The 21,641-nt window shown below is 58.7% G+C and carries 18 protein-coding genes; 9 read left to right on the top strand and 9 right to left on the bottom strand.

Features of this window, described 5'->3' with window-relative positions; translation table 11 throughout:
* Window positions 1-125 precede the first annotated feature (125 nt).
* Window positions 126-1,703, bottom strand: coding sequence for a Re/Si-specific NAD(P)(+) transhydrogenase subunit alpha (locus B9Z37_RS08100; RefSeq protein WP_108312593.1), 1,578 nt, complete (start codon window positions 1,701-1,703; stop codon window positions 126-128).
* A gap of 145 nt (window positions 1,704-1,848) precedes the next feature.
* Between B9Z37_RS08100 and B9Z37_RS08095 the strand changes: the two genes are divergently transcribed.
* The gene (locus tag B9Z37_RS08095; protein ID WP_108312448.1) at window positions 1,849-2,361 is read left to right on the top strand and encodes an NUDIX hydrolase; all 513 of its coding nucleotides are present in this window, start codon (window positions 1,849-1,851) and stop codon (window positions 2,359-2,361) included.
* A gap of 63 nt (window positions 2,362-2,424) precedes the next feature.
* Complete coding sequence (locus B9Z37_RS08090) at window positions 2,425-2,925, top strand: glucosaminidase domain-containing protein (RefSeq protein ID WP_108312447.1); 501 nt, start codon at window positions 2,425-2,427, stop codon at window positions 2,923-2,925.
* A gap of 41 nt (window positions 2,926-2,966) precedes the next feature.
* On the opposite strand, the gene B9Z37_RS08085 is transcribed toward B9Z37_RS08090, so the two are convergent.
* From B9Z37_RS08085 to B9Z37_RS08070, 4 genes are all read right to left on the bottom strand, one after another.
* Entirely contained in the window at window positions 2,967-4,670 is a 1,704-nt protein-coding gene (locus B9Z37_RS08085) for a GDSL-type esterase/lipase family protein (RefSeq protein WP_167394343.1), read from the bottom strand.
* A 14-nt stretch (window positions 4,671-4,684) separates the two neighbouring features.
* On the bottom strand, window positions 4,685-6,031 hold the full coding sequence (locus B9Z37_RS14580) for a DHHW family protein (protein WP_276308860.1): 1,347 nt from the start codon (window positions 6,029-6,031) through the stop codon (window positions 4,685-4,687).
* Between the two features lie 92 nt (window positions 6,032-6,123).
* Entirely contained in the window at window positions 6,124-7,083 is a 960-nt protein-coding gene (locus B9Z37_RS14655; protein WP_240606655.1) for an MBOAT family O-acyltransferase, read from the bottom strand.
* A gap of 425 nt (window positions 7,084-7,508) precedes the next feature.
* Window positions 7,509-8,054, bottom strand: coding sequence for a glucosaminidase domain-containing protein (locus B9Z37_RS08070; RefSeq protein WP_108312443.1), 546 nt, complete (start codon window positions 8,052-8,054; stop codon window positions 7,509-7,511).
* Window positions 8,055-8,695: 641 nt separating this feature from the next.
* Between B9Z37_RS08070 and B9Z37_RS08065 the strand changes: the two genes are divergently transcribed.
* Window positions 8,696-9,304 carry an SGNH/GDSL hydrolase family protein gene (locus B9Z37_RS08065; RefSeq protein WP_108312442.1) on the top strand — a complete coding sequence of 203 codons (609 nt, stop codon included), beginning with the start codon at window positions 8,696-8,698 and terminating at the stop codon, window positions 9,302-9,304.
* Between the two features lie 28 nt (window positions 9,305-9,332).
* On the opposite strand, the gene B9Z37_RS08060 is transcribed toward B9Z37_RS08065, so the two are convergent.
* On the bottom strand, window positions 9,333-10,064 hold the full coding sequence (locus B9Z37_RS08060) for a lytic transglycosylase domain-containing protein (RefSeq protein ID WP_108312441.1): 732 nt from the start codon (window positions 10,062-10,064) through the stop codon (window positions 9,333-9,335).
* Window positions 10,065-10,138: 74 nt separating this feature from the next.
* On the opposite strand from B9Z37_RS08060, the gene mnmA reads away from it, so the two are divergent.
* Window positions 10,139-11,275 carry a tRNA 2-thiouridine(34) synthase MnmA gene (mnmA, locus tag B9Z37_RS08055; protein ID WP_108312440.1) on the top strand — a complete coding sequence of 379 codons (1,137 nt, stop codon included), beginning with the start codon at window positions 10,139-10,141 and terminating at the stop codon, window positions 11,273-11,275.
* Window positions 11,276-11,306: 31 nt separating this feature from the next.
* On the opposite strand, the gene B9Z37_RS08050 is transcribed toward mnmA, so the two are convergent.
* From B9Z37_RS08050 to B9Z37_RS08040, 3 genes are all read right to left on the bottom strand, one after another.
* Entirely contained in the window at window positions 11,307-12,641 is a 1,335-nt protein-coding gene (locus tag B9Z37_RS08050; RefSeq protein WP_108312439.1) for a DUF3422 family protein, read from the bottom strand.
* Between the two features lie 113 nt (window positions 12,642-12,754).
* On the bottom strand, window positions 12,755-13,255 hold the full coding sequence (ssb, locus tag B9Z37_RS08045) for a single-stranded DNA-binding protein (RefSeq protein WP_108312438.1): 501 nt from the start codon (window positions 13,253-13,255) through the stop codon (window positions 12,755-12,757).
* 35 nt (window positions 13,256-13,290) lie between these two features.
* Window positions 13,291-14,478: an MFS transporter gene (locus B9Z37_RS08040; protein WP_108312592.1), complete on the bottom strand. Its 1,188-nt coding sequence runs from the start codon at window positions 14,476-14,478 to the stop codon at window positions 13,291-13,293.
* Window positions 14,479-14,643: 165 nt separating this feature from the next.
* Between B9Z37_RS08040 and uvrA the strand changes: the two genes are divergently transcribed.
* The 5 genes from uvrA (at window position 14,644) to B9Z37_RS08015 (ending at window position 21,590) form a co-directional block, all read left to right on the top strand.
* A complete protein-coding gene (gene uvrA, locus B9Z37_RS08035) occupies window positions 14,644-17,571 on the top strand; it encodes an excinuclease ABC subunit UvrA (RefSeq protein ID WP_407067227.1) in 2,928 nt (975 codons plus the stop codon).
* Between the two features lie 52 nt (window positions 17,572-17,623).
* On the top strand, window positions 17,624-18,022 hold the full coding sequence (locus tag B9Z37_RS08030; RefSeq protein WP_108312437.1) for a glutaredoxin family protein: 399 nt from the start codon (window positions 17,624-17,626) through the stop codon (window positions 18,020-18,022).
* Between the two features lie 23 nt (window positions 18,023-18,045).
* Window positions 18,046-18,657 (top strand): CYTH domain-containing protein, encoded by a 612-nt coding sequence (locus B9Z37_RS08025; protein WP_108312436.1) that lies wholly within the window; start codon window positions 18,046-18,048, stop codon window positions 18,655-18,657.
* A gap of 103 nt (window positions 18,658-18,760) precedes the next feature.
* On the top strand, window positions 18,761-19,939 hold the full coding sequence (locus tag B9Z37_RS08020; RefSeq protein ID WP_108312435.1) for a serine hydrolase domain-containing protein: 1,179 nt from the start codon (window positions 18,761-18,763) through the stop codon (window positions 19,937-19,939).
* Between the two features lie 28 nt (window positions 19,940-19,967).
* Window positions 19,968-21,590 (top strand): long-chain-fatty-acid--CoA ligase, encoded by a 1,623-nt coding sequence (locus B9Z37_RS08015; RefSeq protein ID WP_108312434.1) that lies wholly within the window; start codon window positions 19,968-19,970, stop codon window positions 21,588-21,590.
* Window positions 21,591-21,641: the final 51 nt, after the last annotated feature.

Raw genomic sequence — 21,641 nt, 5'->3', positions numbered from 1 at the left:
AGACTTTGAGACATGATCGTCTTTCCTTGTTTCTTGTCTTGATCAGTCGAGGACAGCGCTAAAAATCCGTCCCCGAAGTCATTAATCAGTCGGGGACCGAGCTAAAGATCCGTCCCCGAAGTCATTTATTTGCGGAACATGTCCAACATGCGGCGGGTGACTGCAAAGCCACCGAACATGTTGACGGCCGTGAGCACAATGCCGGCAAAAGCCAGCCACTGGATGAGCTGATCGGGCCGGCCATTCGTGCCCGCCTCGGGCGGCAAGATCTGCACCAGCGCACCGATCACGATGATGCTGGAGATGGCGTTCGTCACGCTCATGAGCGGTGTGTGCAGCGCGGGTGTCACGTTCCAGACCACCATGTTGCCGATGAAGCAAGCCAGCACAAACACCGTGAAGTGGCCCAAAAAGGCCGCCGGTGCGTAAGCGCCAATGGCCCAGAACACCAAGGCACCCAGACCAAACACCACCGCCAGCGTTTTGGCGGGCATGGGGCCGCTGCTGCCGTGGCCGTGACCGCTTTTTTTCTCGGCCACCGCCACCGTGGGCTTGGGCGCAGGCTTGGGCGCCACCACCAGTGGGGGCGCGGGCCAGGTGATCTCGCCATCCTTGATGACCGTCAGGCCCCGAATGGCGTCGTCTTGCATGTTGACGTTGATGACGCCGTCCTTGGTCTTGCACAGCTCTTCCGTCAGGCGGAACAGGTTGGTGCCGTACAGCGTGGACGACTGGCGCGCCATGCGCGAGGCCAGATCCGTGTAACCGACGATGGTCACGCCATGCTTGACCACGGCCTTGCCCGGCTCGGTCAACTCGCAGTTGCCGCCTTGCTCGGCGGCCATGTCCACGATCACGCTGCCGGGCTTCATGCTTTGCACCATCTCGGCCGTGATCAGCTTGGGCGCGGGTTTGCCGGGGATCAGCGCGGTGGTGATGATGATGTCGCACTCTTTGGCCTGCTGCGCGTACATCTGGCGCTGCGCGGCCTGGAAGCCTTCGCTCATGACCTTGGCGTAACCGCCGCCGCCCGAGCCTTCTTCTTCGTAATCCACCTTGACGAATTCACCGCCGAGTGACACGACTTGGTCGGCCACTTCGGCGCGGGTGTCGTTGGCGCGCACGATGGCGCCCAGACTGGCGGCTGCGCCAATGGCGGCCAAACCGGCCACACCGGCTCCGGCAATGAACACCTTGGCCGGGGGCACCTTGCCTGCGGCCGTGATCTGGCCGTTGAAGAAACGGCCAAAAGCGTTGGCCGCCTCGACCACGGCGCGGTAGCCGCTGACGCCGGCCATGGAGGTCAGCGCGTCCATCTTCTGGGCGCGGCTCAAAGTGCGGGGCAGTGCGTCAATCGACAGCGCCGTGACTTTTTTGGCCGCGAGCTGCTGCATCAAATCGGGGTTTTGGGCGGGCCACAAAAAGCCGATCAGCGTCTGGCCTTCGTGCATCAGCGCCACTTCATCGGGCGTAGGCGCGCGCACCTTGAAGACGATGTCGCTGCTGAGCCACAGTTCAGCGGCACTGGGCGCAATGGTGGCACCGGCTTCGACGTAGGCGTCGTCCGACAGGTCGGCCAGCTCACCGGCACCCCGTTCCACCGCCACTTCAAAGCCAAGCTTGACCAGCTTGGTGACCGCATCGGGCACAGTGGCCACCCGTTTTTCACCGAGGAATATCTCTCGCGGCACGCCTATGCGCATGGTTTGTCTCCAGATGATGATGATGAAATCGCAGGACTTGCGCCTGGCAGGGCAAATCAACGCTTAAATATATACTGAAACTTACGACAGTCGAATCAGGTCAATCCCAAGCATCACCACTCGGTGCCCAGCCGATAATCACACCATGGACACACGCTGGAAACCCAATGTCACCGTGGCCGCCATCATTGAGAAAAATGGCCGCTATTTGTTGATCGAAGAACACACCCAGGAAGGCTTGCGCCTGAACAACCCGGCCGGGCACCTGGACGAGGGCGAATCACCCGCCGACGGCTGTGCCCGTGAAGCCTTGGAGGAAACAGCCCACCCCTTCAACCCTACGGCCTTGGTTGGCATCTATTTGTCACGCTTTCAGCGCGCCGCAACGGGTGAAGACATCACCTATGTGCGGATGGCTTTTTGCGGTGACATCGGCGACCTGCAACCCCACCTGAGCCTGGATGAGGGGATCGTCCGAACCCTCTGGATGACACCCGAGGAAGTGCGCGCCAGTGCAGACCGCCATCGAAGCCCTTTGGTGTTGCGCTGCATCGAAGACCACCTAGCGGGTCAACGCTTTCCGCTGAGCGTGATCTACACCGATGTCGCCGTCAAGCTCCCCAATGCCCCCAAGTCTGAAGGCATACCACGCCAATAACCTCCAATCTCCCCATGCCCGACACCTGGTTTACCGCCCGCACGACACGCCATTGACGGGCGCATGAGCATGAGCAATTGGAGCCGTCACATTTTGACTGGGCTTGGCGTGATCTTCTCCATCACCGCGACCTGCACGCAAGCTCAATCCTTAGGCAAGATCAACCAAGATCTGGTTGAGGCTGTTTTCGTTGAAATTTGCAGGTTGAACATTCAGCAACCTGACACGGTGATGCGACAGGCCATTCTGGAAACAGGTTGGATGCGCGCACCCTTTTTGATGAAGAGACAGAACCTGTTTGGTTTCAGAAATTCCAACTATCTGATTTTCAATCAATGGCAAGACAGCATCGCGTACTACAAGTCTTGGCAGGACAAGTACTACAACGCCAACGAGCACAAAGACTATGGCGAATTCCTGAAAAGCATCCGTTACGCCAGCGCAGGCTACATGGAACATTTGAGGAAGATCCAATGGACCAAGTCGTGCCCTGATCAGGCATCAATCGCCCCTGATTCACCCCGGACAAACGATTCCCCTGGAACGTCGACGACCGGTGAATGATGGGCTGCCGTGCCCATCCATCCGCGTTCCCGACAGTCACTTCATGGGGTTTTTTGGGACTTGCTCGATTTGGATTTGGTGGTCGATTTGACCGCTGCTTTCGGTTTGGATTGATTGGCCTTGGCCCCGTGACGTGAGGCCGTCTTGGCATTGGCTGCCGTGGCTTTACTTTTGGCTTTCACGGGCGCACTGACACGGATCAGATCAGGACGCAGCTGAAACGGCTGCAAAGCCTTGAGCCAAGCCGAAACCGATCTGGGCACTTCGGCTTGTTGAGCGTCCACCCACAAACTGGTTTTGTCCGGATTATTTTTGCGCCAGCTCATGGCATTGAGCATCGCTTGCGCCAACAAATCACCCTTGATCGCGTAACCCGTACCACTCAAATGCACGTGGTCCGGTTGGGCTAGACCGTAAGCATACCAAGTGCGCATGGCATCAGCGCCACCTGCCACACGGTACCAGTCGTACAAAAGGCAATCGTTTTCCTGGGCGATACGACGGATCAATTGGGCAAAATCCCAAGTAGCCGTAATGGGCTGTTTACGAAAATAGGTGTCCTGGACGCTGGTCAACACAATCAGGGCATCCGGGTGCTCGGCACGCACTTTCCGGATGGTTTCCACAATGGTGGCCTTCAGCTGCTCAGGAACAGTGTTTTTGTAGATGAGATCGTTGGTACCCCAATCCAGGATCACCAGATCAGGCGCCAACAAACTCGACTGCGCTTCAAAGTAGGCCTGGGAGCGCAATGCCCCATATGCCGCCCCGCCCACACCGAGGTTGTGATAGATCACGCCGGGTGTCTTGTTTTCAATGCTCAAGCCATGCAACTCGAAAGTATCTTCGGGCTTGGGATCTGCATTCACCACATCAAAACGGATAACGTCAAACAGTTGAGGTACTGCGATCTCGACCATGCGGGAACTCCCCTGTGACCCGTCATCGCCTTGGAGTTCACTTTCCCACAACAAATCGCCCGATTGCATCCGCAAACGGTACGCTGCAGAGGTGCTGCGGTACATGAATTTCAGCACTTTGGCACCGGGTTCGAACTGCTGATTGAACTGCAATGTGAAGGCAGACTGGGTACTGGCCGTGCGCGCGACGAAACCAGACACCCCCAAGGGCAATTTGGGGTAGACCTGAATGCTGTTGGCCGTGACCCACTCACCTTCGAAACTGGATTTGTAATCGTTTTGCGAATACGTTTTGGCGATGGCGTAGGGGAACACCATGCCGCGCCCAGCGCTGCCCATCAGCGATTGGAGTTTGTGTCGGGAAATCTGAGCCCCATACCCGCCCTGAACATGGGAATCACCAAAATGCAGCACCGTGAAGCGCCCTTGTGCAGCCCCGTCCCACTTGTCTCTCAAACGCTGTAAAAGCTGAACATTGGCCGCCTCCAATGTGTTGACTTCAGGCGTGACGAATGTATAGAAAAGCTGTGCCTTCTCGGCACCGATGAGCTCTGGCAGAGTTTTCCATCCAAATGCAGGCTTGGATGCGCCCTCTGCCGCAGCCGCAAGTGACGGGCGTCGCTGGAGTTGCGGGACTGGCGCATTTTTGACTACCTGAGGGGCTGCGGGCGTTGCTACTGGCGTGATGCTCACCACAGGCAAAGCAGGCATTGTCGGCACCGCCTTGACAGGCTCGCCCTGATTGGTTGCACAAGCCACCAACAAAGCACAAGCAGCCGCGCTGGCCACAGCACGCGTGGACAAACCACGAATCAAAAACGTCATGAAAGAATTCCTCTTCATTGCGCCGCCTCAGACGCTGACGCCTTGCGGGCCACGGCAGCTCCACCCGTCAAGAACCCGCGCTCGCGCTGCACCGTATAGCCACTCAGAAATACATATGAATTGTGCGCAAACAACAAGTCCTGGATTCCTTCTTGCTGGATCAGGGTCTTGATGTTGCCATTGAAATGACGGTAATCGAGCACATAAACCTCTTCGTAATGCGATGCAAGATAAGGGACAAACGCATTGCCATACGAGTCTTTTAGCACCACGATCTTGCGCCCATTTTTGACATCGCTGGTGATTTTCATCATGGGGTAATCACCCCCCAAAAATACGCCGTAAGCACCGGCCCCGCGAGCATATTCGGCGTACAGCTGCGTTGGCTGACCCTGACGCGAACCCGCTGCATAAAATTTGACAGATGTCTGAACTGGCACCTTGTAATACTCCACCGTATCACCCTTGCTCTTGAGGACCGGAGACAAGGTGCGATGGTAGAGGGTGCCCAGGAAATTGGGAATTTCCTTTTTGGTCAGGGCATTCAATGGCAAGGGCGTGATGTGGGCTGCTTCTGCAAAAGCGGTGTAAGCGTAATAAGCCCCCAGACCCGTCCAATGGTGGTCCGTATTGAAATACACATATTCAGATGTGTGTTGCGCAAGTTTTTCATAAGCATGTACAGGCCGAACCTGCTGCGGCAACAAGCTCAAGGCATGGTCGATGACCAACTTTTCCCGCATCACCCCTTTGTTGACTTTGGCCGGCAGGTAATAGTCCGCGCCAATCGGAATGGGCATGAAATAAATGTTGGTCTGCGGCAACTCCTGTTGATAACGCCCCACCACCGCGGCAAACGGCACCGCCATTTGAGGCGAGCCCCCCAACATTTGCACCGCCCGATTTTTATAAATGATGACGGATTCGATATTTTGATAAGGCGTGTCGTCTGACTGCGAAACCACCGCAGCCTCAACGCCAGCGCCAACAGTCGAACCATCAGGTCGACGCGTCTGGGTTACACCTTCACTCGCTGTTTGCGACGGCTTTGCCTGATTTGAGGCCGGAGCGACAGGCGGGCGAACAGCAGCAGCTGGCGTCTCATGGGCTGCAGTTGTTGCACCGCCGCCTTGATGAGTGCCTTTGTCCGAGAACACCTGGATGTCGTCTTGCGCCCATCCTCGCCACTGCTTGATTTGTCCGGCCACATCGGTCAAGGCATACCTGAAGACAAAGTTGTCCGCCACAAAATCGTCGATCTGCTTCATGTATGTCCCATGACCCATGGCTGACCAAGAGAACTCCGGAAACTGTGCAAGCTTGCGTTTTTCACCTTCAGACACCGCTTCTTTGGGCGTCATCACAAAAAACACGCCCAAACCGATCAGCAATCCTGTGAACAAGATCGTTTGTGTCCAGTCCATGTAAGGGGTGGAATGATGCTGCTGCATGGTCAGAACCGAAAGTAAATGAAAGGGTTGTAGGTTTGCCCCACCAGAAGCACCACACTGACCCCAAGGAACAACAAATTCTGAAAGACCACGGCCCACTGGTAAGTGATCGCAGTCAAGTGTTGCTTGAGACCGGCATGCGCACGCGCATACAGAGGAGCACACATGACCAAGGCAAACACCAACCAATAGGCGTTGGCCCAGAAAGCTGCGTCCAGCTGAAAGTTATACAGCGGCACATCGGCCATCCCGAACATCACTTTCAAGGTGCTACCAAGACGACTCAAGTCCGTGAAGAAGAAAATGGCCCAACCCAAAACAATGAAGAAAATGGCATACACGTGCTTCACGAAGTTGGGCATTGCGTCCAGTAAGCGCAGCAACACCTGCTTTTCAAACCAGAGAATCACACCGAAATACAGCCCCCAAAGCACAAAGTTCCAACTGGCACCGTGCCAGATGCCCGTGAGCCCCCAAACAATGAACATGTTCCGGATGGGATACCTTCTGTTACCGCCTAATGGGATGTAAACATAGTCCCTGAAAAACGTGCCCAACGAAATGTGCCAACGACGCCAGAAGTCGGTGATGGATGTGGCCGTATAGGGATGCTTGAAGTTCTCGTGGTAATGGAAACCGAACATCCAGCCCAAACCGATGGCCATGTCGGAGTAGCCAGAAAAATCGAAATAAATTTGCAAGCTGTACATCAACAAACCAAACCACTCACCTGCGACCGTGGTGTGGCTCATGTCCTGACCCAAAAACTGCAGGCACAACTCTCCAGCGGTATTGGCGATGAACACCTTCTTGAACAAGCCCTTGCAAAAGCGGGTCACACCGTTGCTGAAATCAGGCAAACTGAACACCCGCTCTTCGATTTCACGGGCAATGTGCGAATAACGCACGATAGGCCCGGCCACCAGTTGGTGAAACGAAACGACAAACAAAATGAAGTTCAAGAAATTCTTCTGTGCAGGAACCTCCCCCCGATACACATCAACCGTATAAGAGATGGTTTGAAATGTGTAAAAAGAAATACCAATTGGCAACAAAATACCCGGCGCCTTGAAGCCCAGACCGGTCAAAGCATTCACCGTCTCTACAATGAAGTCGGCATATTTGAAAGAGACCAACAATGCCAAATTGACCGTCAACGAACTGATCACACCCAAGCGTGCGATGACCTTGCGATTTTTAAAATGGTCAATGAACAGCCCGTTGAAAAAGTCCCAAACACAAGAAATGATCAACAAACTCACCCAAATCGGCTCACCCCATGCATAAAAAATGAGCGAAAAGGCCGTCAAAATCAGATTACGGACAGTCCTTTGTGGAAAGGCGTAGTAACAAATCAGACAAGCGGGAAGAAAGAAAAAAAGAAACGTCAGGCTCGAGAAAACCATGTCACTGCTCTATCGGCTACAGGAATTGATAGGCAATCCCTGTTCCAGGTAATATTTTTGAGATGGCTAGTGTAGTCGGGAGTGCCATATTTAATCTGATCAAGGAACCGATAATAGTCATCCACCCCAGTCGGCATGTTCTTGTCTTGCCATGCTTTGTAGAACAGGATGCTGTGCCCAAACCGGTCAAACCGCAGGTAATGACCGCGTCTGAACGCAAACAAGTTGTTGCGGCTCATCAGGAATGGACTGCGAAACCAGCCCGTTTCCAAAATGGCTTGCCGCATGACGATTCGAGGATGGCGAATCCCGGATTGGCAAATGGTCTGGAACACCTGCTCTACAAATACAGCATCCACTGGTCCGCGTGCGTCGAATTCATCTGACACGACCTCCAAACGATTCGGCACCGCACCATCCAACGCGTCCATCCACGCCGACGGCTGCTGCATCAGACACAAAATGCCGAAGATGCCCAGCCTTGTCAGCCGATGCACCCAACTGGATAGAAAGTGGTCGCGCTGCATACCCAATCACTGAAAGATGCATTCAAAAGCACAAGCCAGCCCGTAAGCCGATTTGGCATTGTAAGTGGGGCTTGCTGTTTCAGGGCCAAAGCTCAAGAGCTTGGGCATGAACATTGCTTACTTCAATCCAAGTATCGAATAACCGATGTTTTGTGTTGTAACGAAATTGAATTTCTTTCTATGAAGTCCGTGGGACCATTTCAAGCTGCCGCGCCCGCTCTGGCGGACGCAGGGAGGCCTGTGCGCGCAAAAACAAGGATTGACCATTCATCCCAGTTCAAGCCAACCACCTTCCGGGAGACCCTCGCTCACGTCAAACCCACAGGCACAACGAACAGAGAAAACGTTCAAGTCCAACGCGGCGACACCCTGACAGGGCTTACCCGGAAATACCTGCATGTGCAAGGTCAAGCTGCCAATGCGTCAGAAGTTCATCGAATGGCCATGACCGTGGCCAAAAACAATTCGCTGACAAACCCCAATCTGATACGCGTGGGGCAAACCCTCAATTTCTCTGCCCCCCAGTTCTCTGACACCCATTCGGGATTGAAGTCCCGAGAACTTGCCAGCACACCAACGAGCAACCCCACAAAGCCAGACAAGGCCACACTTCAACCGTCTTTAACCCGGCCAAGCGCCTCATGGCCCGCGGGCACAGGCCCCAAGGTCGCCATCGTGGGGACAGCATCGCTGTGGGCATTGGTGGTGCCATGCTCCAGCAAAGTGGCATCACACCCGACTTTGCACCCGGCCGGAAATTCTTGACGCAAAGCCAAGGCAGCTTGGCGGTCAACGCCGTTGGTGGTCACAGCAGCCCTCAGATTTTGGACCAGCTGAACAAACACGCTGGGGTCAAGAACGCCGAACTGGCCATCATCTCAGTGGGCACCAACGATTTCGTCAACAGCACGGTCAATAAGTCCTACACACCGGAGCGAATCACCCAAAACCTCCAACGCATCCGCTCTGAACTCAATGCCAAAGAAAGGGTTTGGGTTTTGCCTTATGACCCCAAAGCACGGGAATTGGTGGCGTCGGTTGCAAGAGAGCGTGGGGACAAAACCGTTGATTTGACCCAATTCCAACCGGCAGACCGCTACCACCCCAGGAATTACGCGGCGATCGCCAACAGCATCTCGCCCTTATTGAATCAGCTCAACCAGGCTCAGGCAGCAGCCCCAGGTGCCGATCAACAACAAGCTTGGGTGTCCACGCAAAACGCCCTGCTTGCTCGCGACACCCAGTTCTGAAATCCACGTCTCCAGCCCAACCGCCGATTCATTGCATCGGTACGCTCTTGACGCCGTTGGCTACTTGCGTCAGTCTGTCTTGTTCCAACAAGACCTTGGCGACATAACCCCCATCGTCGGTGGACTCTGCAGCACCCAGGTAATAACGCAAGCCGTCTTCCATAACGCCCGCCTTGGTTCGGATGCAATAAGCCAGCACATCGGCTCCGACACGCATGTTGGTGATCGGGTCAAAAGCAGCCAAGGGTCCACCATGGGGGGCATAGCGCTGGATGTGGATGTCCGTCATCACCTGCATCAGGCCCTGGGCTCCCGCCGAACTTTGGGCATAGGGGTGAAAGCCCGATTCAATCGCCATCACAGAAAGAATCAGGTATGGGGAAAATTTGTGCTTCTTGGATAAGACGTGAGCCTCCGCCACCAAAGCAGCCAGTGGCTCTGGTGCAATGCTGTATTTTTGCCCCAACCATTGCGCCACAGCCGCTTGGTCAGCAGGCAAATCCTTGAGCTCGACGGCCGTTGCGCGTTCAGCGGTGTTCTCCGGCAACCAGGAAAGCAGGACCTGCCGCTCGCGCAGCCAATTGAAAACCTCGCCCTCTGTAGCGCGCAACCAGTCAGGCCGCAGCCATAAAGCCAGCACCAAGGCAGCCACGGTCAGGCCCACCATGGCCAAACCACTGTGGGTGATGATGAACAAGCCATGCGCGACATCGCGCAGGAATGTTCTGAAGTGTTGGCACCAAGTGCAGGTTCGGCTCATGTATTTCGACCAGTTTCACATTATAAATTTTTGTCCCCGACAGACCGCATGGGCAGTCACGGGATAATTGGGGCATGTCCCAACTCCCTCGTGTGGTCGTCGGCCTGTCCGGCGGCGTCGATTCAGCTGTCACCGCCTATTTGCTCAAGCAACAAGGCTATGACGTCATTGGCATCTTCATGAAAAATTGGGAAGATGACGATGACAGCGAATACTGTTCTTCCAACATCGACTTTGTCGATGCGGCGGCCGTGGCCGATGTGCTGGGCATCGAAATCGAGCACGTCAATTTTGCGGCCGATTACAAAGACCGCGTTTTTTCCGAGTTTCTGCGCGAATACCAGGCCGGACGCACGCCCAACCCGGACATCCTGTGCAACGCCGAAATCAAGTTCAAGTCGTTCCTCGACCATGCCATGCGGCTGGGTGCCGAGAAAATTGCCACCGGGCACTATGCCCGCGTGCGGCTGAACGCCGCAACAGGCCGGCACGAGCTGCTCAAGGGGCTCGACCCCTCCAAGGACCAAAGCTACTTTTTGCACCGCCTGAACCAGGCCCAGCTGTCCAAAACCTTGTTTCCGGTCGGTGAGCTGCACAAGACCGAGGTGCGCCGGATTGCCGAAGAAATCGGCCTGCCCAACGCCCGCAAAAAAGATTCCACCGGCATTTGCTTCATTGGCGAGCGCCCCTTCCGTGACTTCCTGAACCGCTACATCTCCAAAGAACCCGGCCCGATCAAAGACCCATCAGGCCGCACCATTGGCCAACATGTAGGCCTGAGCTTTTACACGCTCGGTCAACGCCAGGGCCTGGGCATTGGCGGCATCAAGGCCAAAGGGGCGCAGCGCGGCGGTGGCGAACACACGCCCTGGTTTGTGGCCCGCAAAGACATCGAAAAAAACACGCTCTGGGTGGTGCAAGGCCATGACCATCCGTGGCTGCAATCGCCCATGCTGCAAGCCACCGACGTGAGCTGGTGTGCAGGCATGGCCCCAACGCCTGGCGCTTATGCGGCCAAAACCCGCTATCGGCAGGCCGATGCGCCTTGCCTTTTGCAAAACATGCACATGGCCGATGGGCAAGCCGGTTTTGAGTTGAACTTCAGCGAAAACCAGTGGGCCGTCACGCCCGGACAAAGTGCCGTGGTCTATGACGGCGAGGTGTGCCTGGGCGGGGGTGTGATCCACTCGGCACCGACCTTGACCACCTGAACCTGGTCATCCGCTTCCGCTCCCTGGTGGGTCAACTGTCTGAAGCCTTCAGTTTTTCGTGGATTTTGCGGGTGGTACGCCACACACCCCAAAGCACCAAGGGCACCATCACGCCAACGGCCACTTCCGGCTGAATCGGCACACCCACCGCCTTCAGTGCCTTGGCCCCATAAAGCAGCAAGCTCACCACATAGTAAGAGATGGCCGCGATCGACAGGCCCTCCACCGTGCTTTGCAGACGCAGTTGCAGTGCTTGCCCTTTGGTGAGCTTTTCAAGCAGGACTTGGTTCTGGGTTTCGGTGGCAATGTCCACCCGCGTGCGCAGCAAAGCACTGGTGCGTGACACCCGCTCAGACAAGGACGCCAGGCGCTGCGCCGTGGCCGCCACGGTGGCCATGGCGGGCGACAGTCGCCGTTGCATGAATTCACCCACCGTCTGGGTGCCGGCGATGGGCCGTTCTCGCAACTCGGCAATGCGCTGGCTCACCAGCGTGTCATACGCCCGCGTGGCCGAGAACCGGTAACCGTGCTCTGCCGTAGCCCGTTCGATGCGGGCCGCCAAAGACACCAGCACATCCAGCAGCGCCTGGTCGCTGTCGTCCTTGCGCTCCAGCCTGGCCGTGATGTCAGCCAAGCGGGCTTCGGCATCGGACAGCACGGGCGACAAGGCTTTGGCCACAGGCAAGCCACGCAAAGCCATCAGACGGTAAGTTTCCAGCTCGAGCAAACGCTGTGAAATGCGCCCGGCACGGGCCTCGCTGGTGTCCACTGGGGCCAGCACCAGCATGCGCTCAAAGCCATCGGCACCCAGCCTGAAATGGGTCAACACGCAGGAATGCGGCAAGCCTTCGGTGGTGTTGCCCATGCGCGAGCCCACCACAGCGCCCTCGCCCAACCAAGCCTGTGCTTGCACGACGGTATCGGGGGCATCCACAGGGGCTGCCAGCATGCCCAAATGGATGGCGGCCACGGTCTTTCCCGGAATGGCGCGCAACCACGCCGCCCCCGTCACGACTTGCGAGGCCAACTCGGGCGATGCCGAACCCCACCCGGCGTGCGCAGGCAAGGACTGCACGATCGAATAGCGGGTGAACTCGGTGTGGCGCTCCCATTTAACGGTGAAACCGTCGCAGCGCAGACGCAAAAAGTTGCCATTCAAGCGCTCCAGCGCCAGGTCGGCATGGCCGGGCAGGTTTTTCAGGTGCTGCCACTCCTGCTCGCGGGCAACCCCCTCGTTCAGCACGGCCACATACACAATCAAAGCAGGCAATCGGACCCTGGCCGATGGCCGGGCATGCACTTCGTTGTGAAGTTGACGCCGCTGGTCATCGTCCAACGGCAAATAACGGGCGTTCATTTCATTCATCAGCACATTGTGAATTAAGAAGCCACGGGCGAGTCCTTTGAAAATGGACTGAACCCATGAAAAAAGCCCACGGCACAGGTGCGGTGGGCTCAAATTTCAACATCTGCGTTGGTTCAGAACGGGATGTCATCGTCCATGTCGTCAAAGCTGCTGGCCGCTGGCTTGGGCGCAGCCGCCGGGCGCTGGGCAGGTGCTGCGGCCGGGCGTGCCGCCGGGGCCGACTGGCGAGGCGCATAACCGCCACCACCGCCGCCGTCATCGGACGGGCCGCCCATGCCTTGACGGCCACCCAACATCTGCATGGTTTCGCCACGGATTTCGGTGGCAAATTTCTCAACGCCGTCTTTGTCTGTGTATTTGCGGGTGCGCAAGCTGCCTTCAACGTAGACCTGCGAGCCTTTTTTCAGGTACTGGCCTGCAATTTCGGCCAATTTGCCAAAAAAGCTGATGCGGTGCCACTCGGTGGCCTCTTTCATCTCGCCGGTCGCTTTGTCCTTGTAGCGGTCGGTCGTGGCCACATTGATGTTGCTCACGGCATCGCCAGAGGGCAGGTAGCGGGTTTCGGGATCGCGGCCCAAATTGCCGACGATGATGACTTTGTTGACGGATGCCATGAAAACTCCTCGATAAGGTCCGGATTATGCGGCTTTTATGCGGTGGCCTGAACGGGTGCAGCACGCCCTGGCGTCTGCATAGGCAAGGCCACCAGCCACCACGCCAACATGGCAACGGCACAGCAGGCAAACAAGGCCGGACTGCCCCAGGTTTTCACCAACCAACCGCCCAGCCAGCCGCCGACAAAGAAACCCAGCGACTGCAAGGTGTTGTAAACGCCCAATGCCGTGCCACGCACCGCGCTGGGGGCCATGCGGGAGGCCATGCTGGGCTGAGTGGCTTCCAGCACATTGAAACCGCAGAAAAAGGCAAACAAAAGCCCGGCCATGGCCATCACGCTGGAGGTGCCCGACGATTGCACCAGCAAGCCAACTTGCACCAGCGCGATCAAGGCAATCGCACCCAAAAACGCTTTTTTCAGGTGGCCGCGCCGCTCCATGGCAAAAACACCGCCCATCAAAACAAAAGAACCCAGCACGGCGGGCAAATACACCTGCCAATGCGCGGCCTTGGGCAAACCCGATTGCACCAGCAAGGCCGGCACCGCCACCCACATGGCCAGCTGCACTGCATGCAACACAAACACCCCGAAGTTCAGGCGCATCAAGCCCGCATGGCGCAGCACATCCTTGAGACTCCCCCGGGCCTGCCCCTTCGTCTGGGCGGGTGCCGGGGGCGCACCCCAGACCACCACCGCAATGCCCAACAAGGCCAGCACACCCGTCAGGGCAAAAAGACCCGACAAGCCAACAATGGCCACCAACACAGGCGCCACCACCAAAGACAAGGCGAACATCAACCCGATGCTGGCCCCCACCAAGGCCATGGCCTTGGTGCGAACCTCGTCGCGGGTCAAATCGGCCAGCAACGCCGTGACGGCGGCAGAAACAGCGCCAGCGCCTTGCAAGCTGCGGCCCACCAGCAAACCGGTCAGATCGGTGGCACCTGCCGCCCAAAAACTGCCCAGCGCAAAAATGATCAGGCCCAGCACGATCACCCGCTTGCGCCCGAAACGGTCTGAGGCCATGCCGAAAGGCAGTTGCAACACACCTTGCGTCAAACCATAAATGCCCATGGCCAGGCCCAGCAAGGCCGGGTCATCACCGCCCGGGTACTTGCGCGCCTCCAGGGCAAACACCGGCAACACCAAAAACAAGCCCAACATGCGCAGCGCAAAAATGCCGGCCAAGGAGGCGCTGGCACGACGCTCCATGGGGGTCATGGACACGGACGAGGGAGCAGATTGCTTTTCAGGGGTTTCGGTCACGCGGAACAGCCAAGGGCAGAGGGTCAGAGAAAAGGGTGATTGTCCCTGATTGGCCAGCCCCGCTGCCAAAAACAGCGCCGACGGGGATAATCAAAGGTTTTGCTGATCTGGCCGTCCACCGTGAACCTTGTTGACTCTCCTTCCTTGCCCGACGAACCCGAACAAGCGCGGTATCTGGCGTCAGCGCTGCGGCAAACCCACATCAGCGTGCGGGGTGCCCGCACCCACAACCTCAAAAACATCGACCTCGACATTCCGCGCAACCAGCTGGTGGTGATCACCGGGCTGTCGGGCTCGGGCAAGTCGAGCCTGGCCTTTGACACGCTGTACGCCGAAGGCCAGCGCCGCTATGTGGAAAGCCTGTCGGCCTATGCGCGGCAGTTTTTGCAGCTGATGGACAAGCCCGATGTCGACCTGATCGAGGGCCTGTCGCCCGCCATCAGCATCGAGCAAAAAGCCACCAGCCACAACCCGCGCTCGACCGTGGGCACCGTCACCGAGATCCACGACTACCTGCGATTGCTCTACGCCCGCGCAGGCACGCCCTACTGCCCCGACCACAACCTGCCCCTGCAAGCACAAACCGTGAGCCAGATGGTGGACGCCGTGTTGGCCCTGCCCGAAGACACCAAACTCATGATCCTCGCGCCCATTGCGCGCGAGAAAAAAGGCGAGTTTGAGAAGGTGTTTGAGCAGATGCAGGCGCTCGGCTATGTGCGCTTTCGCATCAATGGCCAGACGGTGGAAGTGGAAGACCTGCCCACGCTCAAGAAGACCGAGAAGCACAACATCGATGTGGTGGTGGACCGCATCAAAGTGCGATCTGAAGAAGACGCCAAAGCACGCGACGCGCTGCGCCAGCGACTGGCCGAGAGCTTTGAAGCCGCGCTGCACCTGGCAGAGCACCGCGCCGTGGCGCTGGAGATGGATAACGGGAAAGAACACCTGTTCAACGCCAAGTTCTCCTGCCCGGTGTGCACCTATTCCATCAGCGAGCTGGAGCCGCGCCTGTTCTCGTTCAACTCGCCCATGGGCGCTTGCCCGACTTGCGACGGCATTGGCAGCATGGCGTTTTTTGACCCGGAGCGGGTCGTCGCCTTCCCCTCGCTCAGTTTGGCCAGCGGTGCCATCAAAGGCTGGGACCGGCGCAACGGCTTTTACTTCAGCATGCTCGAAAGCCTGGCCAAGCATTACCAGTTCGACATCGAAACACCGTTTGAAAAACTTGCGCCCGCACACCAACAGGTTTTGCTGCATGGCTCGGGCGATGAAGAAATCAAGTTCAGCTACACGATGGAGTCAGGCGCCTCTCAAGGCAAAAAGGTCAGCAAAAAGCACCCGTTTGAAGGGATCATCCCCAACATGACGCGCCGCTACCTCGAGACCGACTCGGCTGTGGTGCGCGAAGACCTGGCGCGTTACCGCAACATGCAGGCCTGCACCAGCTGCCAAGGCACCCGTTTGCGGCGCGAGGCGCGCCATGTGCGCATTGGAGAAGGCGATCAGGCCCGCGCCATTTACGAGATCAGCCACATCACGCTGGGCGAATCGCAGCAGTATTTTCAGGGCCTCACCATGCATGGGGCCAAGGCCGAGATCGCCGACAAGGTGGTGCGCGAGATCGCCTTACGGCTGAAGTTCCTGAACGATGTAGGCCTGAATTATTTGAGCCTGGATCGCAGCGCCGACACCTTGTCGGGCGGCGAGTCGCAGCGCATCCGATTGGCCAGCCAGATCGGCTCAGGGCTCACGGGCGTGATGTACGTGCTGGACGAGCCCAGCATCGGATTGCACCAGCGCGACAACGACCGCCTGATTGGCACCTTGCAACACCTGCGCGACATCGGCAACAGCGTGCTGGTGGTCGAGCACGACGAAGACATGATCCGCGTGGCCGACCATGTGATCGACATGGGGCCGGGGGCGGGCGTGCACGGTGGGCGTGTGATGGCGCAAGGCACTTGCGCTGACATCTTGGCCGCGCCCGATTCGGTCACCGGCCAGTACATGTCGGGCCGCAAGAAGATCGAGATCCCCAAGCGCCACAAAGCGGGCAAGGACTTCATCGAGATCGTGGGCGCATCGGGCAACAACCTGAAAAACGTGAACGTGAAGTTTCCCGTGGGGCTGCTGACCTGCGTGACAGGCGTCTCAGGCTCGGGCAAATCCACGCTGGTCAACGACACGCTGTACACCGCCGCCGCCCACCAGATTCACCGAGCGCACGACGAGGCTGCCAAGCACGACGAGATCAAAGGGCTGGAGCATTTCGACAAGGTCATCAACGTGGACCAGTCACCCATTGGCCGCACGCCGCGCAGCAACCCGGCTACCTACACGGGCTTGTTCACCCACATCCGCGAGCTGATGGCCGAAGTGCCGGCCGCACGCGAGCGCGGCTACGGGCCGGGGCGCTTTTCCTTCAACGTGACCGGTGGCCGCTGCGAAGCCTGCCAAGGCGACGGCATGGTGAAAGTGGAGATGCACTTTCTGCCCGACGTGTACGTGCCCTGCGACGTGTGCCACGGCATGCGCTACAACCGCGAAACGCTGGAAGTGCAATACAAGGGCCAAAACATCGCGCAGATTTTGAACATGACGGTGGAAGTGGCGCACCAGTTCTTCAGCGCCGTGCCCAACATCGCCCGCAAGCTGCAAACCTTGCTCGACGTGGGCCTGACTTACATCCGTCTGGGCCAAAGCGCGACCACCTTGTCTGGCGGCGAGGCCCAGCGCGTGAAGCTCGCGTTGGAGCTGTCCAAACGCGACACGGGCCGCACGCTCTACATCTTGGACGAACCCACCACCGGCCTGCACTTTGCCGACATCGATTTGTTGCTCAAGGTGCTGCACCAGCTGCGCGACGCGGGCAACACCATCGTCATCATCGAGCACAACCTCGACGTGATCAAAACCGCCGACTGGCTGATCGACATGGGCCCAGAAGGCGGGGCGGGCGGAGGCACCGTACTGGGCGAGGGCACGCCTGAGCAACTGGCCAAAAACAAGGCGAGCTTCACGGGCCACTATTTGGCGCGTTTGCTGTGATGGTGCGGCTTTCCCCTATTTTTTCATCCATTTTTGAATTGTTGAGACCCTTATGAAAACCTTCATCCGTGCATTCTTCAGAACCCTGCGCATCGTGCTCGGCCCCGTCATGCTGCTCAAAGAGCGCCTGACCCGCCCAGCTGGCGTGCAACGTACCCCCACCGCGCAAGCTGCCATTGACCAGCAGTGCCAAAGCCTGGCTCTGTACCAGTTCAGTACCTGCCCGTTTTGCATCAAGGTGCGCCAGGAAATGCGCCGCCTGTCGCTGCCCATCGAAAAGCGCGATGCACAGCACCATGCTGCAAACCGCAATGACTTGTTGCAAGGCAGTGGGGCCACCCAAGTACCGTGTCTGAAGATCACCGAAGCCAACGGCCAAACTCGCTGGCTGAAAGATTCGGGGGCGATCGTGGCTTATTTGCGCGAACGCTTTTCGGCAGCTGCCATTTGAGGGTTTCATCCCTCACGCACAGAATGGAAACCGAACTCAAACTGAACCTGTCCGAACCAGACCTGCCGCGCCTGCTGAACCACCCGATGCTGGCAGCCACGGGCAGTGCACAGCGACTGCTGAACACCTATTTCGACACCAATGACTTGGCCTTGCAGCATCGGCGTATGGCCGTGCGCGAGCGGCTGGCAGGCGATCAGTGGCTGCTCACCGTCAAGACGGCGGGGCGAAGCGAAAACGGTTTGTCGCGCAGGCAAGAGTGGGAAGCGCCCACAACACCAGGCGCTTTGCAGTTCGACACGCTGGTCGATGACGTCGCGCAGGCCACCGAGCTGGTGGCGATGCGACCGCATTTGAAGGCGCTGTTTTGCACCGACTTTGAACGCCAGCGCTGGGTGGTCACGCACGCAGACGCCCAGATCGAAGTGGCGCTGGACCAAGGCCGCATCCATGTGCCCGGTACCGACTTGAGCGAGCCCCTGCTGGAGCTGGAGCTTGAACTGCTCAGCGGCCCCGAGTCGGCCCTGATGACGCTGGCCGATGTGCTGCGACAGACACCCCAAGGCCCTGTGGCGCTCACGCCCAGCGACGCGAGCAAGGCACAGCGGGGGATGGGACTTTGGCGGCGGGCTTGAGTGTTCGTCACTGAAGCCTTCTAAGCTCCGTGCGCCGGTTGCTTTAGGTGATACCCCATCGTCGGTCGCTGGTGTACAAAACGCTCTTGTTCTGGAGCACCTGATGACCACCAACCACACCCCGCTTGCTCACGCCCATCCCGCCGATGTGGGCCTGTGCCCCGACCGCACGCAGCGCTTGATGGCCGTTCTGCGCCGCGAAGTGGCCAGTGGCCGACTGCCCGGCGCCGTGGCCATGATCGCCCGGCGCGGCCAGATCGGCTTGTTCGAGGCCGTGGGCCAGCAAGACCCCGGCACAGGCACGCCAATGAAAACCGACAGCATCTTCCGCATCTATTCGATGACCAAGCCGGTCGTGTCGGTGGCGGTCATGATGCTGGTTGAGCGTGGGCAATTGCTGCTCTCCGATCCGGTCAGCCGCTGGTTGCCTGAATTTGCCAACCAACAGGTGGCCACGGCCAAGGGCTTGGAGCCCGTGCGACAAGAAGCCACGGTGCAAGACCTGCTGCGCCACACGGCGGGGCTGACGTATGAATTTTTAGGCGACTCGGCCGTGCAGCGCCAATACGGCGAGGTGAAGATCGCCTCTCGCGAGCGCACCAATGCCGAGTTTTCTCAAACGCTGGCCGCTGTGCCGCTGCAGTTTCAGCCCGGCACCATGTGGGCCTACAGCCGCGCCACCGATGTGTTGGGGCGGCTGGTCGAGGTGGTCAGCGGGCAGGGCCTGGGCGCATTCTTGCAAGCTGAAATCTTGGGCCCGCTGGGCATGGTGGACACCGGCTTTGCCGTGCCGCCTGAACAACAGCACCGCATTGCCGAACCCTTTGCGCACGACCCCGACGGCGGCGTGCCCATGAAAGTGCTGGAGCCGCGCCAAGTGCCCGCCATGGAAGGCGGCGGCGGTGGCCTGATGTCCACCGCCATGGACTACGCCCGCTTTTTGCAATGCCTGCGCAACCGGGGTGAGCTCGATGGCGTGCGCCTGCTCGGCCCCCACACGGTGGACTACATGACCGCCGACCACTTGGGGGGCATCCCGGCCGATGGCATGCTGCTGCCGCCCGGCCACGGCTTTGGTCTGGGCTTTGCAGTGCGCACGCAGCTGGGCCTGTCGCCCGTGCCTGGCTCGGTGGGCCTGTATTACTGGGGCGGCATCGCGGGCACCACGTTTTTTGTGGACCCGGCGCTGGACATGGTCGCCATGCTGATGATCCAGGCGCCCAACCAAAGGGACTACTATCGCCCCTTGTTCCGCGACCTCGTGTACGCGGCGCTGCTGTAAACAACTCAAAACACTGGAGACTTCTGGCATGTCCACATCTGGCCTCATGATGAACCGCCCCCTGCTCATTTCGGGCATCCTCGAACACGGCGCTGCGCAGTTCGGTGACCAAGAAATCGTCTCGCGCGAGACGCACGGCCCGCTGCACCGCACCACCTATGCCGAAACTGCCAAGCGTTCGCGCCAGTTGGCCAACGCACTGGCTCACATGGGACTCAAGGCCGGCAGTGCGGTCGGCTCGATTGCCTGGAACAACCACCGCCACTTGGAGGCGTATTACGCCGTCTCGGGCAGCGGCATGGTCATGCACACCTGCAACCCGCGCCTGCACCCGCAGCAGCTGATCTATGTGATCAACCACGCCGAAGACGAAGTGGTGTTGTTTGACGCCACCTTCGCGCCGCTGGTCAAAGGCATTGCCGCGCATTGCCCCAAGGTCCGCGCCTGGGTCTGCTTGGCAGACGCTGCCAACACACCCGCGATCGAGGGCGTGGCCCATGTGATGAACTACGAGGGGCTGATCACCGGCCACAGCGACGCCTTCGACTGGCCCGAGCTGGACGAACAAACCGGTGCGGCGCTGTGCTACACCTCGGGCACCACCGGCAACCCCAAGGGCGTGCTGTACACGCAACGCGCCATCGTGATGAACGCCACCACCGCCGGCCTGCCCGATGTGCTGGGCCTGTCCACACAAGAGACCATCTTGCCCGTGGTCCCCATGTTCCACATCAACGCCTGGTGCATCCCCTATGCAGCACTGGTGGCGGGCACCAAGCTGGTCTTGCCCGGCCCCAAGCTTGACGGTGCCAGCCTGTTCGAGTTGATGGACAGCGAGCAGGTCACCATCAGCGCGGGCGTGCCCACCATCTGGATGGGCTTGATCCAACACGTCGAACAAAACAACTTGCGCTTTGCCCACATGAAACGCACGTGCGTGGGCGGCTCGGCCATGCCCATGGCGCTGATCGCCAAGTTCATGGACAACTATGGGGTTGAAGTGCGCCACGGCTGGGGCATGACCGAGACCACGGCTGTCGCCACCATGAGCAACCTGAGCCGGGCCGACCGCCTCAAGCCCGCCGCCGAGCAGCACGCCATCGTGGCCAAACAAGGCAAAACCGTATCAGGCATCGAGATCAAGATCGTCGATGAAAACGGCGCGACCCTGCCCCGCGACGGCACATCGCAAGGCGAGTTGATGGTGCGCGGTCAGTGGATCGTGGAGCGCTACTACAAAGCCGAAAAAACCGCGCTGGTGGACGGCTGGTTCCCCACGGGCGACATCGCCACGATTGACGCGCACGGCACCATGCAGATCCGCGACCGCACCAAAGACGTGATCAAGACCGGTGGCGAGTGGATCAGCTCGATTGACCTGGAAAACGCCGCCGTGGGTCACCCCGCTGTGGCCATGGCCGCCGTGATTGGCGTCAAGCACCCCAAGTGGGACGAGCGCCCGCTGCTGTTCATCGTGCGCAAGCCCGGGCAGTCGCTGGAGAAGCAGGAAATCCTCGACTTCCTGGCCACCAAGGTCGCCAAGTGGTGGGTGCCCGACGACGTGGTGTTCCTCGAATCGCTGCCCGTGGGCGGAACAGGCAAGGTGCAAAAGAACGACCTGCGCAAGGAATACGGCGGCGTGTTCAGCTGAAACTCTGCCTACCGGACTTGATCCGGCATCCATGGTTGGCGAGCGTGGATA

Source organism: Limnohabitans parvus II-B4, assembly GCF_003063455.1.
Classification (GTDB): Bacteria; Pseudomonadota; Gammaproteobacteria; order Burkholderiales; family Burkholderiaceae_C; genus Limnohabitans_A; species Limnohabitans_A parvus.
Note: the sequence above shows the minus strand (reverse complement) of the source record. Positions and strands in the feature narration are given on the sequence as shown.

What these genes read in the sequence shown, in the direction of transcription:
- B9Z37_RS08100 (WP_108312593.1), bottom strand. Translation starts at nt 1,703, where the DNA reads ATGCGCATAGGCGTGCCGCGAGAGATATTCCTCGGTGAAAAACGGGTG.
- B9Z37_RS08095 (WP_108312448.1), top strand. Translation starts at nt 1,849, where the DNA reads ATGGACACACGCTGGAAACCCAATGTCACCGTGGCCGCCATCATTGAG.
- B9Z37_RS08090 (WP_108312447.1), top strand. Translation starts at nt 2,425, where the DNA reads ATGAGCATGAGCAATTGGAGCCGTCACATTTTGACTGGGCTTGGCGTG.
- B9Z37_RS08085 (WP_167394343.1), bottom strand. Translation starts at nt 4,670, where the DNA reads ATGACGTTTTTGATTCGTGGTTTGTCCACGCGTGCTGTGGCCAGCGCG.
- B9Z37_RS14580 (WP_276308860.1), bottom strand. Translation starts at nt 6,031, where the DNA reads ATGACGCCCAAAGAAGCGGTGTCTGAAGGTGAAAAACGCAAGCTTGCA.
- B9Z37_RS08070 (WP_108312443.1), bottom strand. Translation starts at nt 8,054, where the DNA reads ATGCAGCGCGACCACTTTCTATCCAGTTGGGTGCATCGGCTGACAAGG.
- B9Z37_RS08065 (WP_108312442.1), top strand. Translation starts at nt 8,696, where the DNA reads ATGGCCCGCGGGCACAGGCCCCAAGGTCGCCATCGTGGGGACAGCATC.
- B9Z37_RS08060 (WP_108312441.1), bottom strand. Translation starts at nt 10,064, where the DNA reads ATGAGCCGAACCTGCACTTGGTGCCAACACTTCAGAACATTCCTGCGC.
- mnmA (WP_108312440.1), top strand. Translation starts at nt 10,139, where the DNA reads ATGTCCCAACTCCCTCGTGTGGTCGTCGGCCTGTCCGGCGGCGTCGAT.
- B9Z37_RS08050 (WP_108312439.1), bottom strand. Translation starts at nt 12,641, where the DNA reads ATGAATGAAATGAACGCCCGTTATTTGCCGTTGGACGATGACCAGCGG.
- ssb (WP_108312438.1), bottom strand. Translation starts at nt 13,255, where the DNA reads ATGGCATCCGTCAACAAAGTCATCATCGTCGGCAATTTGGGCCGCGAT.
- B9Z37_RS08040 (WP_108312592.1), bottom strand. Translation starts at nt 14,478, where the DNA reads ATGACCCCCATGGAGCGTCGTGCCAGCGCCTCCTTGGCCGGCATTTTT.
- B9Z37_RS08030 (WP_108312437.1), top strand. Translation starts at nt 17,624, where the DNA reads ATGAAAACCTTCATCCGTGCATTCTTCAGAACCCTGCGCATCGTGCTC.
- B9Z37_RS08025 (WP_108312436.1), top strand. Translation starts at nt 18,046, where the DNA reads ATGGAAACCGAACTCAAACTGAACCTGTCCGAACCAGACCTGCCGCGC.
- B9Z37_RS08020 (WP_108312435.1), top strand. Translation starts at nt 18,761, where the DNA reads ATGACCACCAACCACACCCCGCTTGCTCACGCCCATCCCGCCGATGTG.
- B9Z37_RS08015 (WP_108312434.1), top strand. Translation starts at nt 19,968, where the DNA reads ATGTCCACATCTGGCCTCATGATGAACCGCCCCCTGCTCATTTCGGGC.